Raw genomic sequence first — 21,999 nt, 5'->3', positions numbered from 1 at the left:
GCGGTCACAGCACGCCCTGCGGATAGGAACCTAAAACGCGAAGTTCCGAGGCGCGTAACCTTACCTCTTCCAACACGGCAGCAACGCGCGGTTCGTCAGCGTGGCCCTTAAAATCGATAAAGAAGACATAGTTCCATACGCCCGTACGTGATGGGCGCGTCTCGATGCGCGTTAAATCAATATGATGCCGATGGAAAGGCTCAAGCAGGTCGTGCAGTGCGCCAGGTTGGTTACGCATGGCCACGACAATGGAGGTTTTATCATCCCCTGCCATTGGCACACGCTCACTACCAATAATCAAAAACCGGGTCGAGTTATCCGGGCGGTCTTCAATTTTGTCAGCTACGCGCTCAAGCCCATACAGTTTGGCCGCCATATCGCCTGCAATGGCCGCACTGTGCCATTCAGTTTTGACCAGCTTGGCAGCCTCTGCATTCGAGGAAACAGGAACCCGTTCGGCGTGTGGGTAATGTGCATCCAGCCACTTTCGGCATTGGCCAAACGACTGGGGATGCGAATAAATGCGGGAGATTTTATCGCGACGCGTCGTATCACTAATCAGCAGGTGATGGTGAATGCGTAGCACCACCTCGCCACAAATATGGATAGACGAATCCATAAACGTATCGAGGGTATGATTTACAACGCCTTCTGTTGAATTTTCAACAGGCACTACGCCATAGTTAACGGCACCCGCTTCTACTTCACGAAACACTTCATCGATAGCTGCCATGGGTAGGCTAATGGCGCTTTCGCCAAAGTGCTTTAGTGCCGCCTGCTGAGTAAACGTCCCTTCAGGACCCAGATAAGCGACTTTGATCGGCTGCTCAAGCGCCAAACAAGCCGACATGATTTCTCGAAACAGCCGCGCCATTTCTTCAGAATCCAGCGGCCCCTTGTTAAGCGACATAATCCGTCGCAGCACTTGCGCTTCACGCTCAGGACGATAAAACACCGCATCCTTATCGTGAGCCAGCTTTACATGCGCCACTTTTTGAGCACAGTCAGCGCGCTCACTGATCAGGCGTAGTATATCGCCATCAAGTTGATCGATACGTTGGCGCAGGTCGTCCAGATTGATCGACGAGTCGGACATGATTATTAGCCTCTTCGCTGTTCAAAATCAGCCATAAAAGCAACCAGCGCATCAACGGCTTCTTCGGGTACTGCGTTATACAAGCTGGCACGCATACCGCCCACGCTACGGTGCCCCTTTAGATTCAGTAGCCCCGCTTGGTCGGCCTCTTGCAAGAACGCTTTATCGAGGGCTGAATCAGCCAGCACAAACGGCACGTTCATACGCGATCGATTAGCCACTGCAATGGGGTTGCTATAGAAATCGCTGGCATCAATCGCGCCATAAAGCTTTTCTGCTTTACGCTGATTAATGGCATCCATAGCCACCAGGCCACCGACATCATCACGTAACCACTGGAATACAAGCCCTGCCAGGTACCACGCATAGGTTGGCGGCGTATTCACCATTGACCCAGCGTCTGCGAGCATTTGGTAATCAAACAGCGACGGAGTATTGGGGACCGCCCGGCCGAGCAAATCATCACGCACTACGGCAAGGGTTAGACCTGCCGGCCCAATATTTTTTTGGGCCCCAGCAAAGATAACGCCAAAGTCTGCAACATTAATGGGCTTGGACAAAATATTGGAGGACATATCGCAGACCAACGGCACATGCTGGCCATCTTCGCGTACAACCTGCGGCGTATAGTCAAATTCAAGCCCGCCAATCGTCTCATTGGAGGTATAGTGCAGATAGGCCGCATCCGCACTTAGCGTCAACGCATCCTGGGAAGGTACATTCACATACCCACCCGCCTCACTGTTTCCAGCCAAGTGGCACGCATAGCCAAGTCGCTTGACTTCGCTAATCGCTTTTTTGCCCCAAATGCCCGTTTGGATAAAGTTGGCACTACCGCCCTGGCCCAGCAGGTTCATCGGCAGCATGGCAAACTGCATGCTGGCGCCCCCCTGCAGGAACAGCACCTTATAGTTGTCGGGCACACTTAGCAGCTGACGGAAATCGGCTTCCGCCTGCTCAGCAATGGCTATAAATTCATCACTGCGATGGCTCATCTCCATAACGGATAAGCCACGCCCTTGGTAATCTACCAGCTCGTTGCGGGCTCTTTCGAGCACCGCAACAGGCAGGGCCGCTGGCCCTGCACAAAAGTTATAGTGACGTGTCATCAGTCGCCGTATCCTGTGCGCTGTCGCCCGCGTTGTCTGGCTCACCCTCTTCATCCAGTGCTTCAAGTTCACTGTCACCAGGCTCATCAACACGAACTGTTTTAACCAGTTTTTCTTCTTTACCCAGACGAATCAGCATAACGCCCTGGGTGTTGCGTGAGGTGGTAGACACCTCTTCCACACGCGTACGTACCATCGTCCCGCGGTCTGTAATCAGCATCATCTCATCGCTGTCATAAACCTGCATGGCCGCCACAAGGGCACCGTTACGCTCGCTGGTCTGCATGGCGATAACCCCTTGGCCACCACGCCCGCGCAGCGGAAACTCTTCCAGGCGTGTGCGCTTGCCATAACCATTTTCGCTGGCCGTTAGAATGTAGATCTGGCCTTCTGCCTGGGTGCTTTCAGCAACGGTTTCTTCTGCCTCATCAACATCCGTATCAGCCTCAGCATCAATCTGCTGGCTCTTGGGAATGATCAGACTGATAACCTCAGCACCCTCTGCCAAGCGCATGCCACGCACACCTCGAGCGGTACGGCCCATTGCGCGAACATTACCCTCTTCAAAACGGATCGCTTTACCGTTAGAAGAGAGCATCATGGCGTGGTCAGCGCCTGACGTAATAGCAGCACCCACCAGGCGGTCGCCCTCTTCAAGGTCAATGGCAATCAGGCCAACGCTGCGCGGACGCGAGAACTGCTCCAGGCTGGTGCGTTTCACCGTACCATTGGCGGTCGCGAAGAAAATATAGTGCTCGGGGTCGTAGTCACGCACCGGCAAGATGGCGTTAACCGACTCACCCTCTTCAAGCGGCAGCATATTGACCAGCGGTTTACCGCGCGAACCACGGCTCGCTGAAGGCATCTCGTAAACTTTCAGCCAGTACACTTTACCGCGGTTGGAGAACAGCAGAACGGTGTCATGGGTCGACGCAACGAGCAGATGCTCAATCACATCCTCATCTTTCATCGATGTTGCCGACTTACCGCGCCCACCACGCCGCTGCGCCTGGTAATCCGAAAGCGGCTGAGTTTTGGCATAGCCGGAACGCGACACGGTCACCACCATGTCTTCTTCGGCGATCAAATCTTCGATTGAGAGATCCAGATGGCTTGCCTGAATCTCTGTACGCCGGTCATTACCATACTGGTCGCGCACGGCATGCAGCTCTTCACGAATCACTTCCATTAGCCGGTCGGCCGAGGCAAGAATTTCGGTGAGTTCTGCAATTTTCTCAAGAATAGAGAGGTACTCATTGAGCAGCTTCTCAGTCTCAAGACCGGTCAGACGATGTAGGCGCAGCTCAAGGATAGCTTGCGCTTGAGCAGGCGATAGGCGGTATTCGGTCGCGGAAGGATTAAGGCCAAAGCTTTCATCCAGCTCTTCGGGCTTGCACGAGGTAGCACCTGCACGCTCAAGCATGCCGGTAACCTGCCCCGGTTGCCATGTTTTCGCCAGCAGCTTCTCTTTCGCCTCGGCTGCGCTGGGCGAGGCTTTGATCATCTCGATGATGTCGTCAATGTTCGAGATAGCCACCGCCAGACCTTCAAGAAGGTGGCCACGCTCACGGGCTTTTTTAAGCTCAAACAGCGTCCGGCGCGTCACTACCTCACGGCGGTGACGAATAAATGCCTCTAACATCTCTTTTAGGTTCAACGTGCGGGGCTGGCCATTTTCCAACGCCACCATGTTGATACCAAACACGTTTTGAAGCTGAGTCTGAGCAAAGAGATTATTAACGACGACTTCACCCGATTCGCCACGCTTAATCTCAATAACCACGCGCAAGCCGTCCTTGTCCGACTCGTCGCGCAGTTCGGCAATGCCTTCGATCTTTTTCTCTTTAACCAGCTCGGCGATTTTTTCAATCAAGCGCGCCTTGTTCACCTGATAAGGCAGCTCGGTAATGATGATGTGGTCACGGCCGGTTTTATCATGGTGCTCAATTGTATGGCTAGCGCGCACATGGATGCGGCCACGCCCGGTGCGATACGCATCTAAAATGCCAGCGCGGCCGTTGATAATCCCCGCCGTGGGGAAATCAGGGCCAGGAATGTACGCCATCAAGTCATCCACCGACAGCGTGTAGTCATCAATCAGCGCTAAACAGCCGTCAATCACTTCGCGCATATTATGCGGCGGAATATTGGTTGCCATGCCCACGGCAATGCCCGACGAGCCGTTAATCAGCAGGTTGGGAACTTTAGTAGGCAAAACGGCAGGGATGCGTTCGGTGCCGTCGTAGTTATCAACCCAATCGACGGTATCTTTCTCAAGATCGGCAAGAAGCTCGTGCGACAGACGCGACATGCGCACTTCGGTATAACGCATGGCAGCAGCGTTATCACCGTCGATAGAACCGAAGTTACCCTGGCCATCGACCAGAACGTGGCGCATTGAGAAGTGCTGCGCCATGCGTACGATAGTGTCGTAAACCGCACTATCACCATGCGGGTGATATTTACCGATGACATCGCCGACAACACGCGCCGATTTCTTGTACGGTTTATTCCAGTCATTCCCCAGTTCGTGCATGGCGAAGAGCACACGCCTATGAACAGGTTTCAAACCGTCACGCACATCGGGTAGCGCGCGGCCGATAATGACACTCATCGCATAGTCGAGATACGACTGTTTGAGCTCGTCTTCAATATTGACGGGCAAGATTTCTCTGGCGATGTCACCCATGAAAGTCAGATCCTTTGCACTGCATTGGCACTGCGAGAGTTGAAAGCGCTAAAAGTACCGCCTTTAAAAAAGACGATGCGCAGATACTGCTACATCATACCACTGCATCCGCACCAAGGGCAGCCAGGACACTCCCCTTGATTATTAAGGCGTAAACTGCTCTTTGGTAAGTAGTAATGCATTCAGCCGCTCGGCAAGCTCATTTTCAATCACCGAGGCTTTATTCGCCCGCATATCGAGAAGCACAAACGTAAGATCGGCCTGTGCAACTAATACGCCATCGCTGCGATAGATGCGGTGATGACACAGCGCACGGCGTTCTCCTACCTCGACGATACCCGTCAGAACAGTCAGGTCATCGCCCTGAACGGCGGCGGCGCGGTAGTCAATATTCAGGTTCACCACCACAAACGCCTGCCCCGCCTGATGAAGCTCGCTAATCATCGCTGGGTGCTCATCAAAAAACGCCCAGCGCCCCTCCTCCATAAACTCAAGATAGCGTGCATTATTGACATGCCCGTAGCCGTCCAAGTGGTAGCCACGTACACGCAGCTGAACGCGAGAAGGTAATACCGACATAACAACTCCTTTTAATAAACACAAGCGCAAGCCAACAGGCTTATTAGCCACCACCTCAATCAAACACAAGTTTAAAACACATACAACTTATACCTAAGCGGCAAGGTGCTGGCAGGAACGCCCCGCTTTCGACATAATGTGCCACCTTTTGGATAGGACTGGTGACATGTGGTTTAAGCACCTGCATTTATATCGCCTACATGGCGCCCCTGAGCTCGACAGTTCAACGCTTGCCGACGCATTGCAAGCACATGCGGCCAAACCGCTCGGCAATGCGGATGCTCGCCGACTAGGCTGGACAGCACCAGCAGGCCGCCTTGGCGGCGGTCAACTGCTACACGAAATTCAGGGCCACCGGCTGTTATCCGTACTGCGTCAAGAACGCCTGCTACCTGCCTCTGTTGTCAAAGAGGAAGTCGACGAGCAGGTCGCTGATATAGAAGCGCGCGAAGGTCGCAAGGTGACGCGCAAAGAGAAAACCGCGCTTAAAGAGCAGGTGACGGAAGCGCTTCTGCCTCGTGCCTTTGTACGCAGCCAAAAAATTGACCTTTGGTGGGACACACGACGCCACTTGATCGGCATCAATGCCAGCTCTCGTACCCGTGCTGAAGACTTGCTAGACCTGTTACGAGAAACCTTAGGCAGCCTCAAGGCAACGCCCTTGTCATCCCAAACACTGCCTATTCGTGCGATGACAACATGGCTTGGCGACCCTGCAAGCCGCCCGGCAGATTTGCAGCTGGGTGACCAGGTGGAACTTAAAGCCAAAGGCGACGATGGCGTTCTCCGCGCTCGTCAGGTTGACCTGGATAGCGATGAGATACAGCAGCTACTTGAAAGCGGACGCCAGGCAAGCAAGCTCGCCATGAGCCTTGAAGGCCGATTAAGCTTCGTTCTGCATGATGACCTGGCTCTGAAATCGTTGCGTTTTGGTGATGCCTTGATTGAAGAGGCCGACCATGCTGACGACGGCGATGACGCTCTGGCCCGGCTTGAAACCGACTTTATTTTGATGGCCCAAGCGTTATCCAATGACGTTGTTCGTCTGATAGAGTGGCTGGGTGGTGAAAACAAGCAGGAACCTGCTGCCCCGTTAGGTAACTAAAGGGTTGATCGCGCTGCTATGAATTGTTCTTTATTGTTTATCATCCAACGGATCGCATGACTCATCACAACGACGCACCCAACGCACTGAACGCCGCTGACCCATGGGCGGATATACGCCCTTATACAGACAACGAAGTGGCCGATGTTCTCGCGCACCTGGCCCGCGATAGCGAGCTTCTTGATGCGCTTACTCGTTTTCGCCTTCCCCGCATGGCGCGCTGGGTTCCGCCGCTTGCCCGAAAGCTTGCAAGCCACGCGATACAGCGTGAAGTAAAAGGTGTGGCAACGGTGCGTGATTTTCAAATGCGCATCGCAAGCTACATGGATCGCATGATCCGCACTACCACCGACGCGTTTGAAGTGGCAGGCCTGGACAAGCTCGACCCAAATAGTGCTTATCTGTTTATTGGTAACCACCGGGATATTTCGCTCGACCCCGCGTTCGTTAACTACGCACTCTACCAGGCGGGCCGCGATACGGTACGCATTGCCATTGGCGACAACCTGCTTAAAAAACCCTATGTCACCGATCTAATGCGGCTCAATAAAAGCTTTATCGTCCCCAGAAGTGCGCGCGGAAAGCGTGCGATGCTGGCAGCGTACCAACAGCTTTCTGCTTATATTCGTTACTCAATTACCGATGACCAGCACTCCATCTGGATGGCTCAGCGTGAAGGCCGCGCCAAAAACGGCATTGACCGCACCGACCCCGCTATTATCAAGATGCTGACCATGGCCAAGCGTAATGCCGAGCGAGACATGATGTTTGGTGAAGCGGTAGCCGAACTCAAGCTGGTGCCTGTCTCGATTAGCTATGAATATGACCCTTGCGACGTGCAAAAAGCGCAGGAGCTACACGACGTGGCAACAGAAGGTAGCTATGCTAAAAGTGAATTTGAAGATATTCGCTCTATCGTTGCTGGCATTACCGGTGATAAAGGCAGAGTACAGCTGCGTTTTGGCTCCCCGGTAGGCGCCGACATGGCGACTCCCGATGAAGTAGCCGCTGAGATTGATCGTCAGGTTATCGGTGGCTACCGCCTCTTCCCAAGCCACTATTTAGCCCTGGAAGCACTCGGTGAAGCGCCGGAGTTGGTTGCCCGTAAAACCATCACTCGCCAGGACCGCGAACGCTTCCAGGCGCGAATGGCGGCGGTGCCGGAGAATCTGCGTCCTTACTGGCTGGCTCAGTATGCCAATCCTGTAAAACACAAAGCAGGCCGTTTAACGTTAACGTAGTAGGCTAAATCACTGGTCTAAACGTAGACAAGCCATACTCGCTGCACTAAAAATGCTATGGTCAATGCATGGACTGGCTTCGCTTGATAATCAGCTCAAGCGCCGCGTTAAGGAGACTCTTATGTCTGCATCAGAAATTCAAAAAACACGTATTATTAATGAACTGCGCGGTTTCATACGCAAACTGCTTCAAGATCCTGACATTCTTGGTCAGTCGCTGGTAATCGCGCGTCAGCAATTAAGCGAAGGCAGCAGCCCGGCAGTAATGGCGCGAATCGCCAATGAGATATCTGGCACTACCAGTGTCCACATTCCGGAAGATCCTGCCGAGCATTCAGAGGCTGACAAACTGTTTTTAGAGCTTTTAAAAGAGGTCGTTCAAGAAGAGCAGGCACTTTACTAACCACCCGACATCAAGACTGCACGCGCTTTAACGTCAATTTAAACGCCTGCATCGTACCTTGTTACCGGCCAGCTGCCGGCTAACTTCGCCGTTTTATTGTTATCGTCTAACCGGAATTATCATTCACCATGTCTAACTCTGCCACGCGCAATATTCTGGTGACCAGCGCGCTCCCCTACGCTAACGGAGCGATCCACCTCGGTCACTTACTTGAATATATCCAAACCGATATCTGGGTACGTTTTCAGAAAAGCCGTGGCCAGCAGTGCTACTACGTTTGCGCCGACGACGCTCATGGTACGGCCATCATGCTGCGTGCCGAGCAGGAAGGTATTACGCCTGAAGCTTTGATTGACCGCGTCTCACGCGATCACCAGGAAGACTTCGCTCGCTTCAACGTTGACTTTGACAACTACCATTCCACGCATTCGGAAGAGAACCGGCACCTCAGTGAGGTTATCTATAAGCGTCTGCGTGATAAAGGCCATATCGCCACCCGCGATATAGAGCAGATGTACGACCCGCAAAAAGGCCTGTTCCTGGCGGACCGTTTCATCAAAGGCACCTGCCCGAAATGCGGCACCGACGACCAGTACGGTGATAATTGCGAAAAGTGTGGTGCCACTTACACCCCTGCTGACTTGATCAACCCGGTATCCGCCATTTCCGGCGCAATCCCGGAAGTACGCTCTTCAACCCATTACTTCTTTAAGTTGCCGGACTTTGCCGAGTTCCTGCAGCGCTGGATCAACGATGGCCACGTGCAGCCACAGATTCGTAACAAGCTGATGGAGTGGTTTGAATCAGGCTTTAACGAATGGGATATCTCCCGTGATGCGCCCTATTTCGGGTTTGAAATCCCCGACGCGCCGGGCAAATACTTTTATGTATGGCTTGATGCCCCTATCGGTTACTTAGCCAGTTTCAAGAATTTGTGTGATCGTGACGGCATTGATTTCGATAGCTACTGGAATAAAGACTCCAACGCCGAGGTCTACCACTTTATTGGGAAAGACATTGTCTATTTCCACGCACTTTTCTGGCCAGCCATGCTGCATGGCGCTGATTTACGCACGCCCACCGCGGTAAATTGCCACGGCTTTTTGACCGTAGATGGTGCCAAAATGTCGAAGTCGCGCGGCACCTTTATCAAGGCTGCGACCTATGCCGATTACTTGAATCCCGAGTACTTGCGCTATTACTTCGCGGCCAAGCTGACGTCCAAAGTGGACGACCTGGACCTCAACCTGGATGATTTTGCCGCACGGGTTAATTCAGACCTCGTGGGTAAAGTGGTTAACATTGCCAGCCGCTGTGCCGGGTTCGTTAAAAAGTTAGGTGGCGGCACCCTTTCAGCGCACTGCGCCGAACCGCAGATGGTCGCCCGATTTATTGCCGCGGGCGATGACATTGCCGATGATTTTGAAGCACGCGAATTTAGCCGTGCCATGCGTAAAATCATGGAGCTGGCGGATGAAGCCAATACCTATATTGCCGAGAAAGAGCCTTGGGCGCTCGCTAAGCAAGATGGCCGTGACCAAGAAGTGCTCGAGATTTGTTCAGTCGGCATCAACCTCTTCCGCCAGTTGATGGTGTACTTAGCCCCCGTGGTACCCACCATGGCCACTCAGGCACAAGCCTTCTTGAAGCTTGATTCACTTAACTGGGAAAGCCGCCATAATGTGCTGGTTAATCATGAGGTGGAGAAATTCAAACCTCTTATGACCCGCGTAGAGCGTGACAAAATTGACGCCATGATTGAAGCCTCCAAGGAGGATCTGGTGGAAGAGCAAAAGCTTAAAGAAGCTCCCAAAGGGCCTCTAGCAGATGACCCCATTGCCGCCGAAATTAGCTTTGACGACTTTGCCAAGGTAGACCTGCGCATTGCCCGGATCACCAAGGCACAGTACGTAGAGGGCGCGGACAAGCTGCTGCAGTTAACGCTGGATTTAGGCGGTGAAACCCGCAACGTTTTCTCCGGCATTCGCAGCGCCTATGCGCCTGAGGCGCTTGAGGGACGTCTTACCGTCATGGCAGCCAACCTTGCGCCGCGTAAAATGCGTTTTGGCCTTTCCGAAGGCATGGTACTTGCCTCTGCCAATAAAGACGGCATTTATCTGCTTTCACCTGACGCTGGTGCCGAACCCGGCCAACGTGTAATGTAGCCGACCTTCAAGCACTTCCGGGGGGTAGAGACGACCAAGCTCTACCCCCTTCTTACGTGGATTGCTTAATAAACCTTTTATAAGACTCTCCGTTTAGGCCTGATTATGCGTCGGCACTTCTCTCAATCACTGCGTTTTCAATTTTTAGTAGCGTTGAGTGGTGTGCTCTTGCTCGCACTATGCTCGTTAGTCATGATGAGCATCGCCGATCAAGTGCTTTATAATGCCAAAGCGGCAGTACATCATCAGGTCAAGATATTCACACTGCCTAACGCTGATTTTTCTGTTGTCAGCCACGATACGTCGCTATGAGTGAGTTATTCATCATTTTGATCAGCACCGCGCTGGTCAATAATTTTGTCTTGGTGCAGTTTTTGGGGCTCTGTCCGTTTATGGGGGTTTCCAATAAGCTGGAATCTGCCATGGGCATGTCGCTGGCAACGACGTTCGTATTAACCCTCGCCTCTGCAGCAAGCTACGTCGTTTATTATGGCTTGTTGGTGCCTTTGGATGTTACTTACCTGCGCACCATCAGCTTTATAGTGGTGATTGCTGCCGTCGTGCAATTCACCGAAATCATGGTGCGCCATTTAAGCCCGTTGCTACATCAAGTGCTGGGCATCTTTCTGCCCCTGATTACGACCAACTGTGCCGTACTGGGTGTTGCTCTGCTCTCGCTCAACCGTGAGCTTGGCTTTTTTCATACCACACTCTATGGGCTGGGGGCAGCGCTCGGCTTCTCGCTGGTGTTGGTCCTGTTTGCCGCCATGCGCGAGCGCTTGGCTGGCGCGGATGTCCCCAGGCCTTTCAAAGGGGCCGCTATTGCCATGGTCACTGCCAGCCTTATGTCGCTCGCCTTTCTTGGTTTTTCTGGTTTAACTCAAGGGTAATTTTCTACCATGAGTGATGGTTTTTCTCTCTGGGGGATTGTCAGTTCAATTGGCATCTTGACGGGGCTTGGCATCGGTTTTGGCGCCCTACTGGGGGCGGTTAGTGAACGTTTTAAGGGGGACGAGCACCCTCTTGTTGAGCAAATTGATGCGCTGCTGCCCCAAACTCAGTGCGGCCAATGCGGTTACCCAGGCTGCCGCCCTTACGCCGAAGCGATTAATGAGGGCGACGCACTCAACAAGTGCCCGCCCGGTGGCGAGGCCACCATTCATGCCTTGGCAGATCTACTCGGCCGTGAGCCTGAGCCACTTGATGGCGAAGCGCCCAGCGAAGCCAACGTGGCGTATATCCGCGAAGTCGAGTGCATTGGCTGCACCAAGTGCATTCAGGCGTGCCCAGTGGATGCCATTATTGGCGCGGCCAAACAGATGCACACCGTGATTGAAGATGAGTGCACAGGCTGTGACTTATGCGTTGACCCATGCCCGGTAGACTGTATCGACATGCTGCCCCGGAGCACGCCGCTTGGCCAGTGGCAGCCCGTTGTTTTACCCACTGGCGTCATTGCAAGCGACCGTACACCAGCAACAAGGGGGCCAGATGGCACACCCATTTGATTTCCCAGGCGGCATCTACCCACCGGAGCGAAAGGACCGTTCAACGCAATCACCGTTGCGACGTGCCCCGTTACCGTCGCAGGTCATCCTTCCGCTGTGCCAGCATAGCGGCCGCCCCGCCACCCCCTGTGTGGCCCGGGGCGATCATGTTCGCGTTGGCAGCCTAATCGCCAAGCGCGATGGTTTGATATCTGCGGATGTTCACGCGACAGTGAGTGGCACGGTTAGCCAAGTGGATAGCGACGCTATTCACATAGACAGCGATGGCCAGGATACCTGGCAATATCTCCCCCCGCTCGATTGGCGCACGACGGATGCACCAACGCTGCTTACGCGGCTGGATGACAGCGGTGTGGTCGGGTTAGGTGGTGCCGGTTTCCCGACCCATATCAAGGCTCGCGTGACTGAGCGCCATGCTATCGACACGCTGGTGATTAACGCCGCCGAATGCGAGCCTTACATTACGGCCGATGACCTCACATTACGGAATTATCCAGGCGACGTGCTGGAAGGCGCACAGCTCATCTCTGCCTTATGCGGTGCCCAACAGATCATCATCGGCATTGAAGATAATAAGCCCGAGGCCATTGCCGCCTTGGAGCATATCCTTCCAGACAGCCAGCCAGCCCGCGTGACGCTGGCCGTTATCCCTACTCGCTACCCAAGTGGTAGCGAGCGACAGTTAATTAAAAAGTTGTTGAACCGAACCGTACCCAGCCAAGGCCTACCGGCAGATGTTGGGGTGCTTTGCCACAACCCCGGCACGCTACTGGCAGCACTTCACGCAGTGCGTGATGGCCAACCGTTGGTTGAGCGCGTGGTGACGCTCACCGGAGAAGCGATTAACCAACCGGGCAACTACTGGGTGCGCTTAGGAACGTCCATTGAGAACCTGCTGGTTCATGCAGGCCTTGATAATGCCAAGCTTGGTCGCGTTGTTCAGGGCGGCCCGATGATGGGCAGCTCGCTTGAGTCGCTCACAGCGCCCGTGATCAAAACGACGAACTGCCTGATTGCGGCAACGCCTGACGAATTGCCGTCTGCGCCGAGGGAATCCCCTTGTATCCGCTGCGGAGCGTGTGAAAGCGTATGCCCCGCCCAGCTGCTTCCTCAGCAGTTGCACTGGTACGCCCGCGCCCAGGACGACGACAAGCTAACGAGCCACCACCTGTTTGACTGCATCGAATGTGGCGCCTGTAGCTATGTTTGCCCTAGCCATATTTCGCTGGTCGATGATTACCGCGACGCCAAACGTCGCCTTCGCTACCAACAAATTGAAGCAGCCAAGGCCGAACATGCCAAGCATCGCTTCGAGTTTCGCCAGGCACGCCTGGCCCGAGAAGAGACAGAAAAACAAGCGCGCCGCCAGGCCCGGCTAGCGCACAACAAGCCCACCGACGGCAACGCCAGTAACGAGAGCACCAGCGCGCCTCCAGCCGACTTGCGCAGCCTGCGTATTGCCCAAACGGCGGCCAAGGCAGCGGTTAGAAAAGCCGAGAAAGTACTCACACGGGCAGCTCAGCAAGAGCCACAGCACTCCCATGAAGACCTGGAAACGCTGTTGGCGACCGCCCAGGAAAACCTTAAGGCCGCCGATTTGCAGCTGGCGCAAGCGCGTGAAAGTGCTAAAGCACCGACCGCGGAGGACACCCCATGAGTATGTTTCACGCATCACAAGTAAGCGCCTCCTCTGCCAAGTCAACAACACCAGCAACGGCGTCATTAATGCGCTGGGTGGTGGTCGCCACACTGCCTGGCGTGTTGGCCATGACGTATTACTTTGGGTTGGGCGTACTCAGCAATATTGCCTTGGCGGCCATTATGGGCATGTTTCTGGAGGCGGGCATGCTGCGCCTTCGCCGCCGCCCCATCGCGCCAGCCTTAACGGATACCAGCGCCCTACTTACTGGCGTACTGCTGGGTGCCTCGCTCCCTCCGGCAAGCCCTTGGTGGCTAATCGGGGTCGGCATGATAGCCGCCGTGGTGATTGCCAAGCAGCTGTATGGTGGCCTAGGGCATAATCCGTTTAATCCGGCCATGGTGGGCTATGCGCTATTGCTGGTCTCATTCCCTACGTACATGACGCTATGGGCGCCGCCTCAGCCTCTCATTAGCGATACGCTTTGGGCGCAAATTCTTGGGACACTGCCTACGTCACAGCTTGATGCGCTTAGCGGTGCAACGCCATTGGATGCGTTCAAACATAAAGCCGAAGGGCTCTCTGCCGAGCAGTTCTGGTTAAGCGCACCGCTACCCGAACAAACGCTTGCTGCCTGGTACAGTATCAGCCTGGCTTGGCTTGCGGGCGGGGTACTGCTGCTGTTTAAACGGATTATTAGTTGGCACATCCCCATCGCCCTGTTAGGTAGTCTGGTAGCGTTGGCAACACTGTTTCATCTACTTGATCCTAACCGTTTTGCATCGCCTCTTTTTCACCTGCTAACCGGTGCGGCGCTGTTTGGGGCTTTCTTTATTGCCACCGACCCGGTATCCGCGGCGACCAGCCAGCGCGGAAAATTGCTGTACGGCATGGGCATGGGGGTGCTGATCGTGGTGATTCGCAACTTGGGGGGCTATCCGGATGCGGTGGCTTTTGCCGTTTTGTTGATGAACCTGTGCGTCCCATTGATTGACCTGTACACCGTGCCACGCCCTCAAGGCCACTCAAAAGGCGCGCCAGGAGCATTACGATGACGCCCATTATCGCCATGCGGCGTGGCGCTTTAACGCTGGGTATCTTCGCGCTCGTTACGGCAGGCAGCGTCGCGGTTACCCGGGCCTTGACCTCTGAACGCATTACCCAGCATCAGCAAACCTACCAGCTCCGCCAGCTGCAAGCGGTACTGCCTCAAGCATTAGCTGATACACCGACGGATCAAGTGCTAAACAGTGCCTTCAACTTACCCAATGCCGCCGCCCTGGGCCACCGAACGCCAGTGACAGGCTGGCAAATCAGTCGTGGGGATCACCGCGTTACTGTTCTGCCAGTGATCACGCGCCAGGGTTACAGTGGAGAAATTGATTTACTGGTAGGGATAAATGAGCAGCAGCGTATTAGCGGTGTGCGCGTGACCTACCATCAGGAAACCCCAGGCCTCGGTGACAAGATTGAGCGCCAGCGCAGCGACTGGATTACCCGCTTTAACGGATTAAGTCTTGATGAACTGCCACCAAATGCCTGGGCCGTTAAAAAAGAGGGCGGCCAGTTTGATGGTTTTACCGGCGCAACCATTACACCTCGCGCCGTTATTGAGGCCGTTCATAACGCTTTAGAGTACGCCGCCGATACGCCGCTACCGGGTAACATTGAGGAGCCGATTCGATGAGCCAATGGCAAGCGCTGACCCGTGACGGGCTTTGGAGCAATAATCCGGCATTAGTGCAGTTGCTGGGGCTGTGTCCACTGCTGGCCGTCAGCACAACCGTGGTTAACTCGCTAGGGTTAGCCATCGCCACGCTGTTTGTCATGGTAGGTGCCAGCACCGCCGTATCGCTTGTGCGTCACCAGGTGCCGAATGCCGTCCGGCTACCGGCCTTTGTCATGATCATCGCGGCGTTTGTTACCTGTGCTGAACTATTGATGGCCGCCTTTGCCTACCCGCTCTATCAACTGCTGGGTATTTTTATTCCGCTAATCGTCACCAACTGTGCCATTTTAGGGCGTGCCGATGCGTTTGCCTCCCGCCAACCGGTAGGGCTTGCAGCGCTTGATGGCCTGATGATGGGCGTTGGTTTCGGTAGCGTTTTAGTGCTGCTTGGCGGGCTGCGTGAGCTATTGGGCCAAGGCACGCTATTTAGTGATATGGCGCTGCTGCTTGGTCCTATCGCGGCCAATTGGCAACTCACTCTGGTAGACGACTATCAATTTCTGTTTTTTGTGCTGCCACCTGGCGCATTTTTTGTGGCCGGGATGCTGATCGCGCTAAAAAACGTGATAGACCAGCGACGCGCCGCACGCGCCTTGCCTTCAGCGGCCACCCCACGAACAGAGCGCCGCGTCCGGGTCACCGGCATCATCAAGTAACCGTAGAGACACGCTATGAATGCCCAAAAGCGTCATGAAATTTTTGCTCGCCTTCAAGCAGCAGACCCGCACCCGACAACAGAGCTCAACTGGACGACCCCTTTTGAGCTGCTTGCGGCGGTTTTACTTTCCGCACAAGCCACCGATGTCGGTGTCAATAAAGCCACCGCACGGCTCTACCCCGTTGCCAATACGCCTCAGGCTATTATTGACTTGGGGATTGATCAGCTTAAAGCGCATATCAAGACCATCGGCCTGTATAACACCAAAGCAGAGAACTTGATGAAGACTTGCCATATTCTGGTCAACCAGCACGGCGGCGTCGTGCCCGACACGCGCAGTGCGTTAGAAGCACTGCCAGGGGTTGGGCGTAAAACCGCCAATGTAATTCTGAATACGGCGTTCGGGCAGCCAACCATTGCCGTCGATACGCATATCTTTCGTGTATCGAACCGTACCGGCATCGCCAAAGGCAAAAATGTCGTTGAAGTCGAGCAGAAGTTAATACGCCATGTGCCCAAGGAGTTTAAACAGGATGCTCACCACTGGTTGATTCTCCACGGTCGATACACCTGCATTGCGCGCAAACCTCGTTGCGGAAGCTGTATTATAGAAGACCTGTGTGAGTACCCCGACAAAATTGAACTCGCCTAGCTTACGTTAACAGGAGACTCCTATGCCGATGCCTGCCACTTTGCTACATGACCAACCCATTGAGCAGCGTATTGACGCGCTATTTGCGCTCTCCCGCCAGCACGCTGACCACTTTGGCAGTGCAGGCGCCTGGCTTTCACGCCAACGCTACCTGGCGCAACACCCTACGTCGATTGTGGTTATGAAATGTATGGATGGACGTATTCATATCCCACACGCCACCCGCACACCGCTCGGCATTATTACCCCGTTTCGTAACCTTGGCGGGATTTTCGATTTGGGTTGGCCGTATTTGGGTGAGCTACTTACCGACACCGTTATTGAAGCCGCCAACGCGGGGCGAGCCACGCTTTTATTGATTACTTACCACTTTTCCGAGGGCAACCCGGCGCGGGGATGCGCCGGATTCGCTTGCGACACCCAAGCCGCCAAAGCACACGCGCATACGATTGCCCACCAGGCCGGCCAGCTATTTGGTGAAGACCATCAGCAGGTGTACCCGCTGGTGTGCGGCTTTGAGACGGATAGCGACGCTCTCATCCTTCACGGTCAGGACGACGCAGTATTGGATGTGCGCGAATGGGTTGGGCAGCCCATAGAAGCGCTCACCGCGCATCTACAGGCTATTTTCCCTGATATGCCTGCGGACATACGCCGGGATTTACTGCCTTTATTGAAAGGTAATCTGGCGCATGTCAATGACCTTCAGGGCGTTGAACGCGAACTGGATATTGAGCATCGTGAGTGGGCAATCTGTATTGGGCGTGGGTTCGACTTTTTGCACTTGCCTAATACAGCACTGATTATTGGGCCTTACGGGCCCGACCTGGCTGAACCGATTGGTACTGCCGCCACGATTATTGAAGCCAATATGCAGGCTGGCAAGATCCCCGATGATGGTTTTATGCTGCTTGCCTCAACACCGTATCAGCATAGCGGCGTGGATCGTGCCCGGGCGATGCTGAAGTCGCGTTTTTTATCCGAGTTCGCCGAGCACGTCATTCGGCGGGAGCATCCGCACCTTGCCCAAAAAATGCGCCGCCATACGGCTGTCGTTCACTGGCCAACCCGACGGCTAGACTCCCTGGACTAGCGCGGTAGCGATAAGCCTGGCTGTAATAGTGCGCGGTACGCATCACGCCAGGCGGGCCATTCCCAAGCCTGCGTGTTTATCTCCCCAGGCCGTGAATCGGGTGTGCTAAGCCACGCATGCAAACGCTTATAAAGGCCGTCTGGCGTACCATCATAACGGTAAGCATCTGGATATAGCTCAGGAAAACAGAGCCTATCGGGCACTAGCGGTAATGCTCCGCGCTGGGCAGCTTCCATAATGGCCAAACCCTGAAACTCGTGCCAGGTCGTCGAGACTACAATCCCGGCGGTCGCCAACAGCTCGCGGTATTGCGGTTCCGGCTGCGGGCCCCAGGCCACACTATGCGCTGCTAGCTTCTCTTGGGCGATATCAAAAATAGGCGGTGTTTGCCGAAAACGCTGACCCAATACGGCTAACTCAAAATCAATGCCCTGCTCGCTTAGCGCTATTAACGTATTGAAAAAGTCATCCGGATTTTTGTCATACTCCCAGCGATGGTTCCACACAATACGCCGTGAAACCCGACCATCAGTATGCGTTTCTGCCAGCGGTGAAATCGGTACGGGCAGCACGTGAGCACGTGAGCGTAAGGCCTCAAGCGGCTTGGCCGCGGGCAGGTTTTCGGGCATTTTCTTTAAGAATTCCCGCACGCCGGTAAAAAACGAGTCGCGGTTATAGGCGGTGTTAAAAACAACGGTATCGGCGGCAAGCGCTGCATAGAGATTGACCATTTTTGCCTCTACCTGAGGCATCTGGTCACTCGATTCCGGATAGGCGAACTGGTTTTCGTGAAAATAGACAATTTTTCTGGCCTGACCCAAATGAGGGAAAAGCCCCAGAAGCGTCGCCAAATCCACCATCGACGTTGCCAATACAGCGTCATAGGCTTGGCTAAGTGTGTCATGCTCTTTTAGCCACCAGCTAAGCGGGTTTCCGCGAATTCGCCAGGCAAAATGACGCGGCGGTAAATTTAATGTTTTCCATGTTATCTCAGGGAGATGGGCCATTAAACTGTCTGCCCAGTAACGGTGGCTCACCGCTTCGTACGCTGAAAGTAATAAAACGCGCATTAAAACCCTTGTTTTAAAAGCTCTGACATTAAAAACCCTGGTACTCCAGCTTATCAGCCAGCGATTCTAACACGTCGATCCCTTGTACATCGGTCGCTAACCACGGCAGCGTGGGGCGGGGAAATTGCTTAAATAACGTATCAATGCGTTCAAGATAAGTGGCCTCCTGCACACGTCGTGCCTGCAAAAAGGCACCGTCCGCTTCTTTAGGTATCACCCGGTTAACCAGTACGCCCGCCACGTTGATATTAACCTCTTCCAAGGCGCTGACGGCTCGTTGCGTCTCAAGGATAGGCAGTCGCTCCGGCGTCATGACGAATAAAAAGCTGCACGCCTTGGCATCCTCTATACGACGCCGTGCCTGGTGAAACAGCCGCCGACGGTTGATCAGCGTTTCCGCTACCTCGCGGGTACGCTCATCCAGACCGGAAAGCGCATCTTCTGTGGGGTTATCAAAGGGAGTAGCCACATCCTGCCCACGTGATGGAGTGAGATGCTTAAGCACACCGCTCAATTCAGCCGATTTGCGATTATGTGCCAGCAGTCCATCCGTCCAGGCCGCCATGGCTTCGGGCAGGGTTAAAAGGCGCAGCGTATGTCCAGTGGGCGCCGTATCGATAATCACCAAGTCATAAGGCGCATCGTCATCCAGAATCAGCCGCGCCAGCCGCTCAAGCAGGGCAGCTTCCTGAGTGCCAGGGGATTGACGCGTCAGGCGCATTTGCCGCTCTAGCTCCTGCATCATTTCAGGCGCGGCGAAGCGGCGCATTTGCTGGGTAACTCTATCTAAATGCGCCTCAACCTCACTATCAGGATCAATCTCCATGGCATCCAGATTAGGCAGCAAGCGACGCGGCGTATCGCCTAACGTTTGATCAAACACATCGCCCAGGCTATGGGCGGGGTCAGTTGAAACCACCAGCACGCGTTTGTTACGCCTGGCCGCAAGAATTGCCAAAGAGGCCGCGACGGTTGTTTTACCCACGCCGCCTTTACCACCTACCCACAGCAGGCGGCGGCTGAGAACTGATTGCATAGGTTACCTGTCCATGGGCTTATTTAGGGGGCTAGCAACAGCGAAAATGGTCCAGCGGCGAATGTTCCATGCCCATTCGCGTATGCCAGTCATGAAAACGTTCAAGCAGCAGCGGCTGCAATTCCAGTGTGTAATAGGCGGCGGGGTTGGGTACACCCATCATTTCTGAAAAAACCAGCAGCATGAACAGGTCATCTTCATCACGGCGCGCCCGCGCAATCGCCCCACGATAGCGCGCGCTATAGACCTCTTCGGTAAAAAAGCGGGCCTGGCCCAGCCAGGCCCGCAACGTATCACGCTTGGATAACATTATGATGCCCTCTTTATTTAGTCACCTTGGGCTGCCATTTCGGCACGCGAGCGTTTAAGCGCAGCGGCACACTCCATCGCGACGAGAATGGCCGCCATCAGCACCACAATATCCATCACCAGCAGGAACATGTTGCCTTGGTCCCAGAAAGTGCGAAGCTGAATGAGTAATGCCAATATGGTCATTACCAGCAAAAAGCACAGGGGCGCCAGGGTGTACCACATGGGCCGCCGCAGACGTACCAGCATGACGGTAATAATCAGCAGCGTTAACCCGGCAAGCAACTGGTTGGTGGTGCCAAAAAGCGGCCAGATAATCAAACCGCCAGAACCATCCGCACCACCCGCCCCGAATGCCAACAACAGGCAGGTTCCCACCGCCAGACCTGTCGCAAGTGCCGGTTTTTTCATCCACGGCTGGTTATAAATATCCCCCCACTCCTGGAAAATATAACGCTGCAAGCGTAAGCCAGTATCCATGGTGGTACCTGCAAAAAGCGCGGCCATGACCGTTAACAGCGTCGCGGCAGTAGCCTCAGGCAGCCCAATACCGTTATGAATAATAAATGCGCCCCCTTCCACAAAGGCGTTAACGCCGCCTTGGCCAAAGGCGCTGTACATGGCCTGCCAATCGCCAAATGTCGCAAACCCTGCCGTCGCGGCCAAAATAGCCGCTAGCGCTAGCATCCCCTCGCCTACCGCCCCAAAGTAGCCCACGAACCGCGCATCGGTTTCTTTATTAAGCTGTTTGGAGGTAGTACCGGAAGATACCAGCCCGTGGAAACCCGATATTGCCCCACAGGCAATCGTTACAAAAAGCAGCGGAATCATCGAAGGCGTGCCGGCAGGTACATTGCTGTTAAAGGCAGGCGCGACCAGCGTTGGGTTAAGCAGCACCAGCGCTCCATAAAGAATCAGCAGACCGATAAATAGCTGTAAACCATTGATATAGTCTCGTGGCTGCAGCAGCATCCATACGGGCAATAGCGAAGCAATGGCTGCATAGCCAAACAAAATCACAATCCAGATAGCGTTACCCGACAGCCCAGCGACTTCAGCAGGCATTTGAACAGGCACCATCGGGCCAATACCAATCAGCGCATAAAGAGCGATGACGCCTAATACCGATACCACAGTTAGGCTCAGTATCCGCCGGTAGATCAGTTGGCCAATGATCAGTGCCACAAAAATCGCCCCCCAAACCGGTACCACTGCACTAGGAAAGTTCATCATTAATCCGGCAATCACCACAGCAAACACGGCATTAACCATAAGCAGCACAAGGAAAATAACGATCATAAAAATGCTGCGTGCCCGTTTGCCGACTACATCGCCCGTTAAGGCGCCTACCGATTTGGCCTTATTGCGTACGCTGGCCCATATAGCGCCAAAATCGTGTACACCGGCAAAAAAGATGGTGCCGAACACCACCCATAAAAAAGCAGGTGCCCAGCCCCATATCACCGCAATGGCAGGGCCTACTATGGGTGCCGCTCCCGCTACTGAGGTAAAGTGATGCCCCCAGAGCACAAAACGGTTGGTCGGCACATAGTCGATGCCATCCTCAAATTCATGAGCAGGGGTTTTGAAATCCGGGTCTAACTGATAGATCTTTTGAGCAATAAATTTAGAATACAACACGTATCCTAACGCCATTGCCCCAAGTCCGATTAACAGCAAGATAACAGCACTCATATGCGCGGCTCCTTTGGCAAGATTGTTCTTTATTATTAAAACCAAGGCACGTATAGGTTAGGTGTTTCTGTTTATATGTTGGTACGGCTTCTTGATTACGTCTATGTCTAAATCTCTTGAACACCGATTATTCACCCTAAAGTTGTAAACTGGTACCCGCACTCGCTTTCTATTCGGCCAAGGTCGTCTTGGCCTGCCTTGCATCGCTACCTACACTCGTAGT

Annotated in this window: 20 protein-coding genes; 12 read left to right on the top strand and 8 right to left on the bottom strand. The window is 54.2% G+C overall.

The annotated features are described in order from the left end of the window. Positions 1 to 4 precede the first annotated feature (4 nt). The 4 genes from pheA to INT20_RS02285 all read right to left on the bottom strand — a co-directional run bounded on the left by pheA (position 5) and on the right by INT20_RS02285 (position 5,473). Entirely contained in the window at positions 5 to 1,096 is a 1,092-nt protein-coding gene (gene pheA, locus INT20_RS02300) for a prephenate dehydratase (protein ID WP_172116548.1), read from the bottom strand. 5 nt (positions 1,097 to 1,101) lie between these two features. Next, on the bottom strand, positions 1,102 to 2,205 hold the full coding sequence (serC, locus tag INT20_RS02295; RefSeq protein WP_193053492.1) for a 3-phosphoserine/phosphohydroxythreonine transaminase: 1,104 nt from the start codon (positions 2,203 to 2,205) through the stop codon (positions 1,102 to 1,104). After that, on the bottom strand, positions 2,189 to 4,894 hold the full coding sequence (gene gyrA / locus INT20_RS02290) for a DNA gyrase subunit A (protein ID WP_172116546.1): 2,706 nt from the start codon (positions 4,892 to 4,894) through the stop codon (positions 2,189 to 2,191). The genes serC and gyrA overlap by 17 nt, the downstream gene beginning before the upstream one ends. Before the next feature lie 144 nt (positions 4,895 to 5,038). Beyond that, positions 5,039 to 5,473 (bottom strand): acyl-CoA thioesterase, encoded by a 435-nt coding sequence (locus INT20_RS02285; protein WP_193056384.1) that lies wholly within the window; start codon positions 5,471 to 5,473, stop codon positions 5,039 to 5,041. 166 nt (positions 5,474 to 5,639) lie between these two features. On the opposite strand from INT20_RS02285, the gene INT20_RS02280 reads away from it, so the two are divergent. The 12 genes from INT20_RS02280 (at position 5,640) to INT20_RS02225 (ending at position 17,666) form a co-directional block, all read left to right on the top strand. Next, positions 5,640 to 6,578, top strand: coding sequence for a recombination-associated protein RdgC (locus INT20_RS02280; RefSeq protein ID WP_193056383.1), 939 nt, complete (start codon positions 5,640 to 5,642; stop codon positions 6,576 to 6,578). 56 nt (positions 6,579 to 6,634) lie between these two features. After that, positions 6,635 to 7,819 carry a 1-acyl-sn-glycerol-3-phosphate acyltransferase gene (locus tag INT20_RS02275; protein WP_193053489.1) on the top strand — a complete coding sequence of 395 codons (1,185 nt, stop codon included), beginning with the start codon at positions 6,635 to 6,637 and terminating at the stop codon, positions 7,817 to 7,819. Positions 7,820 to 7,940: 121 nt separating this feature from the next. After that, on the top strand, positions 7,941 to 8,222 hold the full coding sequence (locus INT20_RS02270; protein ID WP_087105533.1) for a hypothetical protein: 282 nt from the start codon (positions 7,941 to 7,943) through the stop codon (positions 8,220 to 8,222). 128 nt (positions 8,223 to 8,350) lie between these two features. Further along, positions 8,351 to 10,387, top strand: coding sequence for a methionine--tRNA ligase (gene metG, locus INT20_RS02265; protein WP_193056382.1), 2,037 nt, complete (start codon positions 8,351 to 8,353; stop codon positions 10,385 to 10,387). A 308-nt stretch (positions 10,388 to 10,695) separates the two neighbouring features. Beyond that, complete coding sequence (gene rsxA / locus INT20_RS02260; RefSeq protein WP_193053487.1) at positions 10,696 to 11,277, top strand: electron transport complex subunit RsxA; 582 nt, start codon at positions 10,696 to 10,698, stop codon at positions 11,275 to 11,277. A gap of 9 nt (positions 11,278 to 11,286) precedes the next feature. Continuing rightward, positions 11,287 to 11,895: an electron transport complex subunit RsxB gene (gene rsxB, locus INT20_RS02255; protein WP_193053486.1), complete on the top strand. Its 609-nt coding sequence runs from the start codon at positions 11,287 to 11,289 to the stop codon at positions 11,893 to 11,895. After that, positions 11,879 to 13,552: an electron transport complex subunit RsxC gene (gene rsxC / locus INT20_RS02250; RefSeq protein ID WP_193053485.1), complete on the top strand. Its 1,674-nt coding sequence runs from the start codon at positions 11,879 to 11,881 to the stop codon at positions 13,550 to 13,552. The genes rsxB and rsxC overlap by 17 nt, the downstream gene beginning before the upstream one ends. After that, positions 13,549 to 14,589 carry an RnfABCDGE type electron transport complex subunit D gene (locus INT20_RS02245; RefSeq protein ID WP_193053484.1) on the top strand — a complete coding sequence of 347 codons (1,041 nt, stop codon included), beginning with the start codon at positions 13,549 to 13,551 and terminating at the stop codon, positions 14,587 to 14,589. Before rsxC ends, INT20_RS02245 begins: the two co-directional genes overlap by 4 nt. Beyond that, positions 14,586 to 15,221 (top strand): electron transport complex subunit RsxG, encoded by a 636-nt coding sequence (gene rsxG / locus INT20_RS02240; RefSeq protein ID WP_193053483.1) that lies wholly within the window; start codon positions 14,586 to 14,588, stop codon positions 15,219 to 15,221. The genes INT20_RS02245 and rsxG overlap by 4 nt, the downstream gene beginning before the upstream one ends. Beyond that, the gene (locus tag INT20_RS02235) at positions 15,218 to 15,919 is read left to right on the top strand and encodes an electron transport complex subunit E (RefSeq protein ID WP_193056381.1); all 702 of its coding nucleotides are present in this window, start codon (positions 15,218 to 15,220) and stop codon (positions 15,917 to 15,919) included. The genes rsxG and INT20_RS02235 overlap by 4 nt, the downstream gene beginning before the upstream one ends. Before the next feature lie 15 nt (positions 15,920 to 15,934). Then, positions 15,935 to 16,573, top strand: a complete 639-nt coding sequence (gene nth, locus INT20_RS02230; RefSeq protein WP_193053481.1) for an endonuclease III — start codon at positions 15,935 to 15,937, stop codon at positions 16,571 to 16,573. Between the two features lie 22 nt (positions 16,574 to 16,595). Further along, positions 16,596 to 17,666: a carboxysome shell carbonic anhydrase gene (locus tag INT20_RS02225; RefSeq protein ID WP_193053480.1), complete on the top strand. Its 1,071-nt coding sequence runs from the start codon at positions 16,596 to 16,598 to the stop codon at positions 17,664 to 17,666. Here INT20_RS02225 and INT20_RS02220 read toward each other — a convergent pair. Genes INT20_RS02220 through INT20_RS02205 form a run of 4 tightly spaced genes read right to left on the bottom strand, consistent with a single transcriptional unit; the run spans position 17,663 to position 21,776 of the window. Continuing rightward, on the bottom strand, positions 17,663 to 18,736 hold the full coding sequence (locus tag INT20_RS02220) for a tRNA-queuosine alpha-mannosyltransferase domain-containing protein (RefSeq protein ID WP_193056380.1): 1,074 nt from the start codon (positions 18,734 to 18,736) through the stop codon (positions 17,663 to 17,665). The two genes, INT20_RS02225 and INT20_RS02220, sit on opposite strands and share 4 nt — an antisense overlap. A 28-nt stretch (positions 18,737 to 18,764) precedes the next feature. Further along, positions 18,765 to 19,772 carry an ArsA family ATPase gene (locus INT20_RS02215; protein WP_193056379.1) on the bottom strand — a complete coding sequence of 336 codons (1,008 nt, stop codon included), beginning with the start codon at positions 19,770 to 19,772 and terminating at the stop codon, positions 18,765 to 18,767. A gap of 31 nt (positions 19,773 to 19,803) precedes the next feature. Beyond that, positions 19,804 to 20,082 (bottom strand): cory-CC-star protein, encoded by a 279-nt coding sequence (locus tag INT20_RS02210; protein ID WP_172116530.1) that lies wholly within the window; start codon positions 20,080 to 20,082, stop codon positions 19,804 to 19,806. A 17-nt stretch (positions 20,083 to 20,099) separates the two neighbouring features. Then, positions 20,100 to 21,776: a carbon starvation CstA family protein gene (locus INT20_RS02205; protein ID WP_193053477.1), complete on the bottom strand. Its 1,677-nt coding sequence runs from the start codon at positions 21,774 to 21,776 to the stop codon at positions 20,100 to 20,102. Between the last annotated feature and the right edge of the window lie 223 nt (positions 21,777 to 21,999).

The organism is Halomonas citrativorans (assembly GCF_014898005.1).
Taxonomy (GTDB): Bacteria; Pseudomonadota; Gammaproteobacteria; order Pseudomonadales; family Halomonadaceae; genus Vreelandella; species Vreelandella citrativorans.
This window is presented reverse-complemented; position numbering and strand designations above follow the sequence as displayed.

Bases quoted from the DNA above. Each gene is read 5' to 3' on its own strand.
- INT20_RS02245 (WP_193053484.1), top strand. From the start codon at position 13,549: ATGAGTATGTTTCACGCATCACAAGTAAGCGCCTCCTCTGCCAAGTCA.
- rsxG (WP_193053483.1), top strand. From the start codon at position 14,586: ATGACGCCCATTATCGCCATGCGGCGTGGCGCTTTAACGCTGGGTATC.
- INT20_RS02275 (WP_193053489.1), top strand. From the start codon at position 6,635: ATGACTCATCACAACGACGCACCCAACGCACTGAACGCCGCTGACCCA.
- metG (WP_193056382.1), top strand. From the start codon at position 8,351: ATGTCTAACTCTGCCACGCGCAATATTCTGGTGACCAGCGCGCTCCCC.
- rsxA (WP_193053487.1), top strand. From the start codon at position 10,696: ATGAGTGAGTTATTCATCATTTTGATCAGCACCGCGCTGGTCAATAAT.
- INT20_RS02210 (WP_172116530.1), bottom strand. From the start codon at position 20,082: ATGTTATCCAAGCGTGATACGTTGCGGGCCTGGCTGGGCCAGGCCCGC.
- INT20_RS02225 (WP_193053480.1), top strand. From the start codon at position 16,596: ATGCCGATGCCTGCCACTTTGCTACATGACCAACCCATTGAGCAGCGT.
- nth (WP_193053481.1), top strand. From the start codon at position 15,935: ATGAATGCCCAAAAGCGTCATGAAATTTTTGCTCGCCTTCAAGCAGCA.
- INT20_RS02205 (WP_193053477.1), bottom strand. From the start codon at position 21,776: ATGAGTGCTGTTATCTTGCTGTTAATCGGACTTGGGGCAATGGCGTTA.
- gyrA (WP_172116546.1), bottom strand. From the start codon at position 4,894: ATGGGTGACATCGCCAGAGAAATCTTGCCCGTCAATATTGAAGACGAG.
- rsxB (WP_193053486.1), top strand. From the start codon at position 11,287: ATGAGTGATGGTTTTTCTCTCTGGGGGATTGTCAGTTCAATTGGCATC.
- INT20_RS02220 (WP_193056380.1), bottom strand. From the start codon at position 18,736: ATGCGCGTTTTATTACTTTCAGCGTACGAAGCGGTGAGCCACCGTTAC.
- INT20_RS02285 (WP_193056384.1), bottom strand. From the start codon at position 5,473: ATGTCGGTATTACCTTCTCGCGTTCAGCTGCGTGTACGTGGCTACCAC.
- pheA (WP_172116548.1), bottom strand. From the start codon at position 1,096: ATGTCCGACTCGTCGATCAATCTGGACGACCTGCGCCAACGTATCGAT.
- INT20_RS02280 (WP_193056383.1), top strand. From the start codon at position 5,640: ATGTGGTTTAAGCACCTGCATTTATATCGCCTACATGGCGCCCCTGAG.
- rsxC (WP_193053485.1), top strand. From the start codon at position 11,879: ATGGCACACCCATTTGATTTCCCAGGCGGCATCTACCCACCGGAGCGA.
- serC (WP_193053492.1), bottom strand. From the start codon at position 2,205: ATGACACGTCACTATAACTTTTGTGCAGGGCCAGCGGCCCTGCCTGTT.
- INT20_RS02215 (WP_193056379.1), bottom strand. From the start codon at position 19,772: ATGCAATCAGTTCTCAGCCGCCGCCTGCTGTGGGTAGGTGGTAAAGGC.
- INT20_RS02235 (WP_193056381.1), top strand. From the start codon at position 15,218: ATGAGCCAATGGCAAGCGCTGACCCGTGACGGGCTTTGGAGCAATAAT.
- INT20_RS02270 (WP_087105533.1), top strand. From the start codon at position 7,941: ATGTCTGCATCAGAAATTCAAAAAACACGTATTATTAATGAACTGCGC.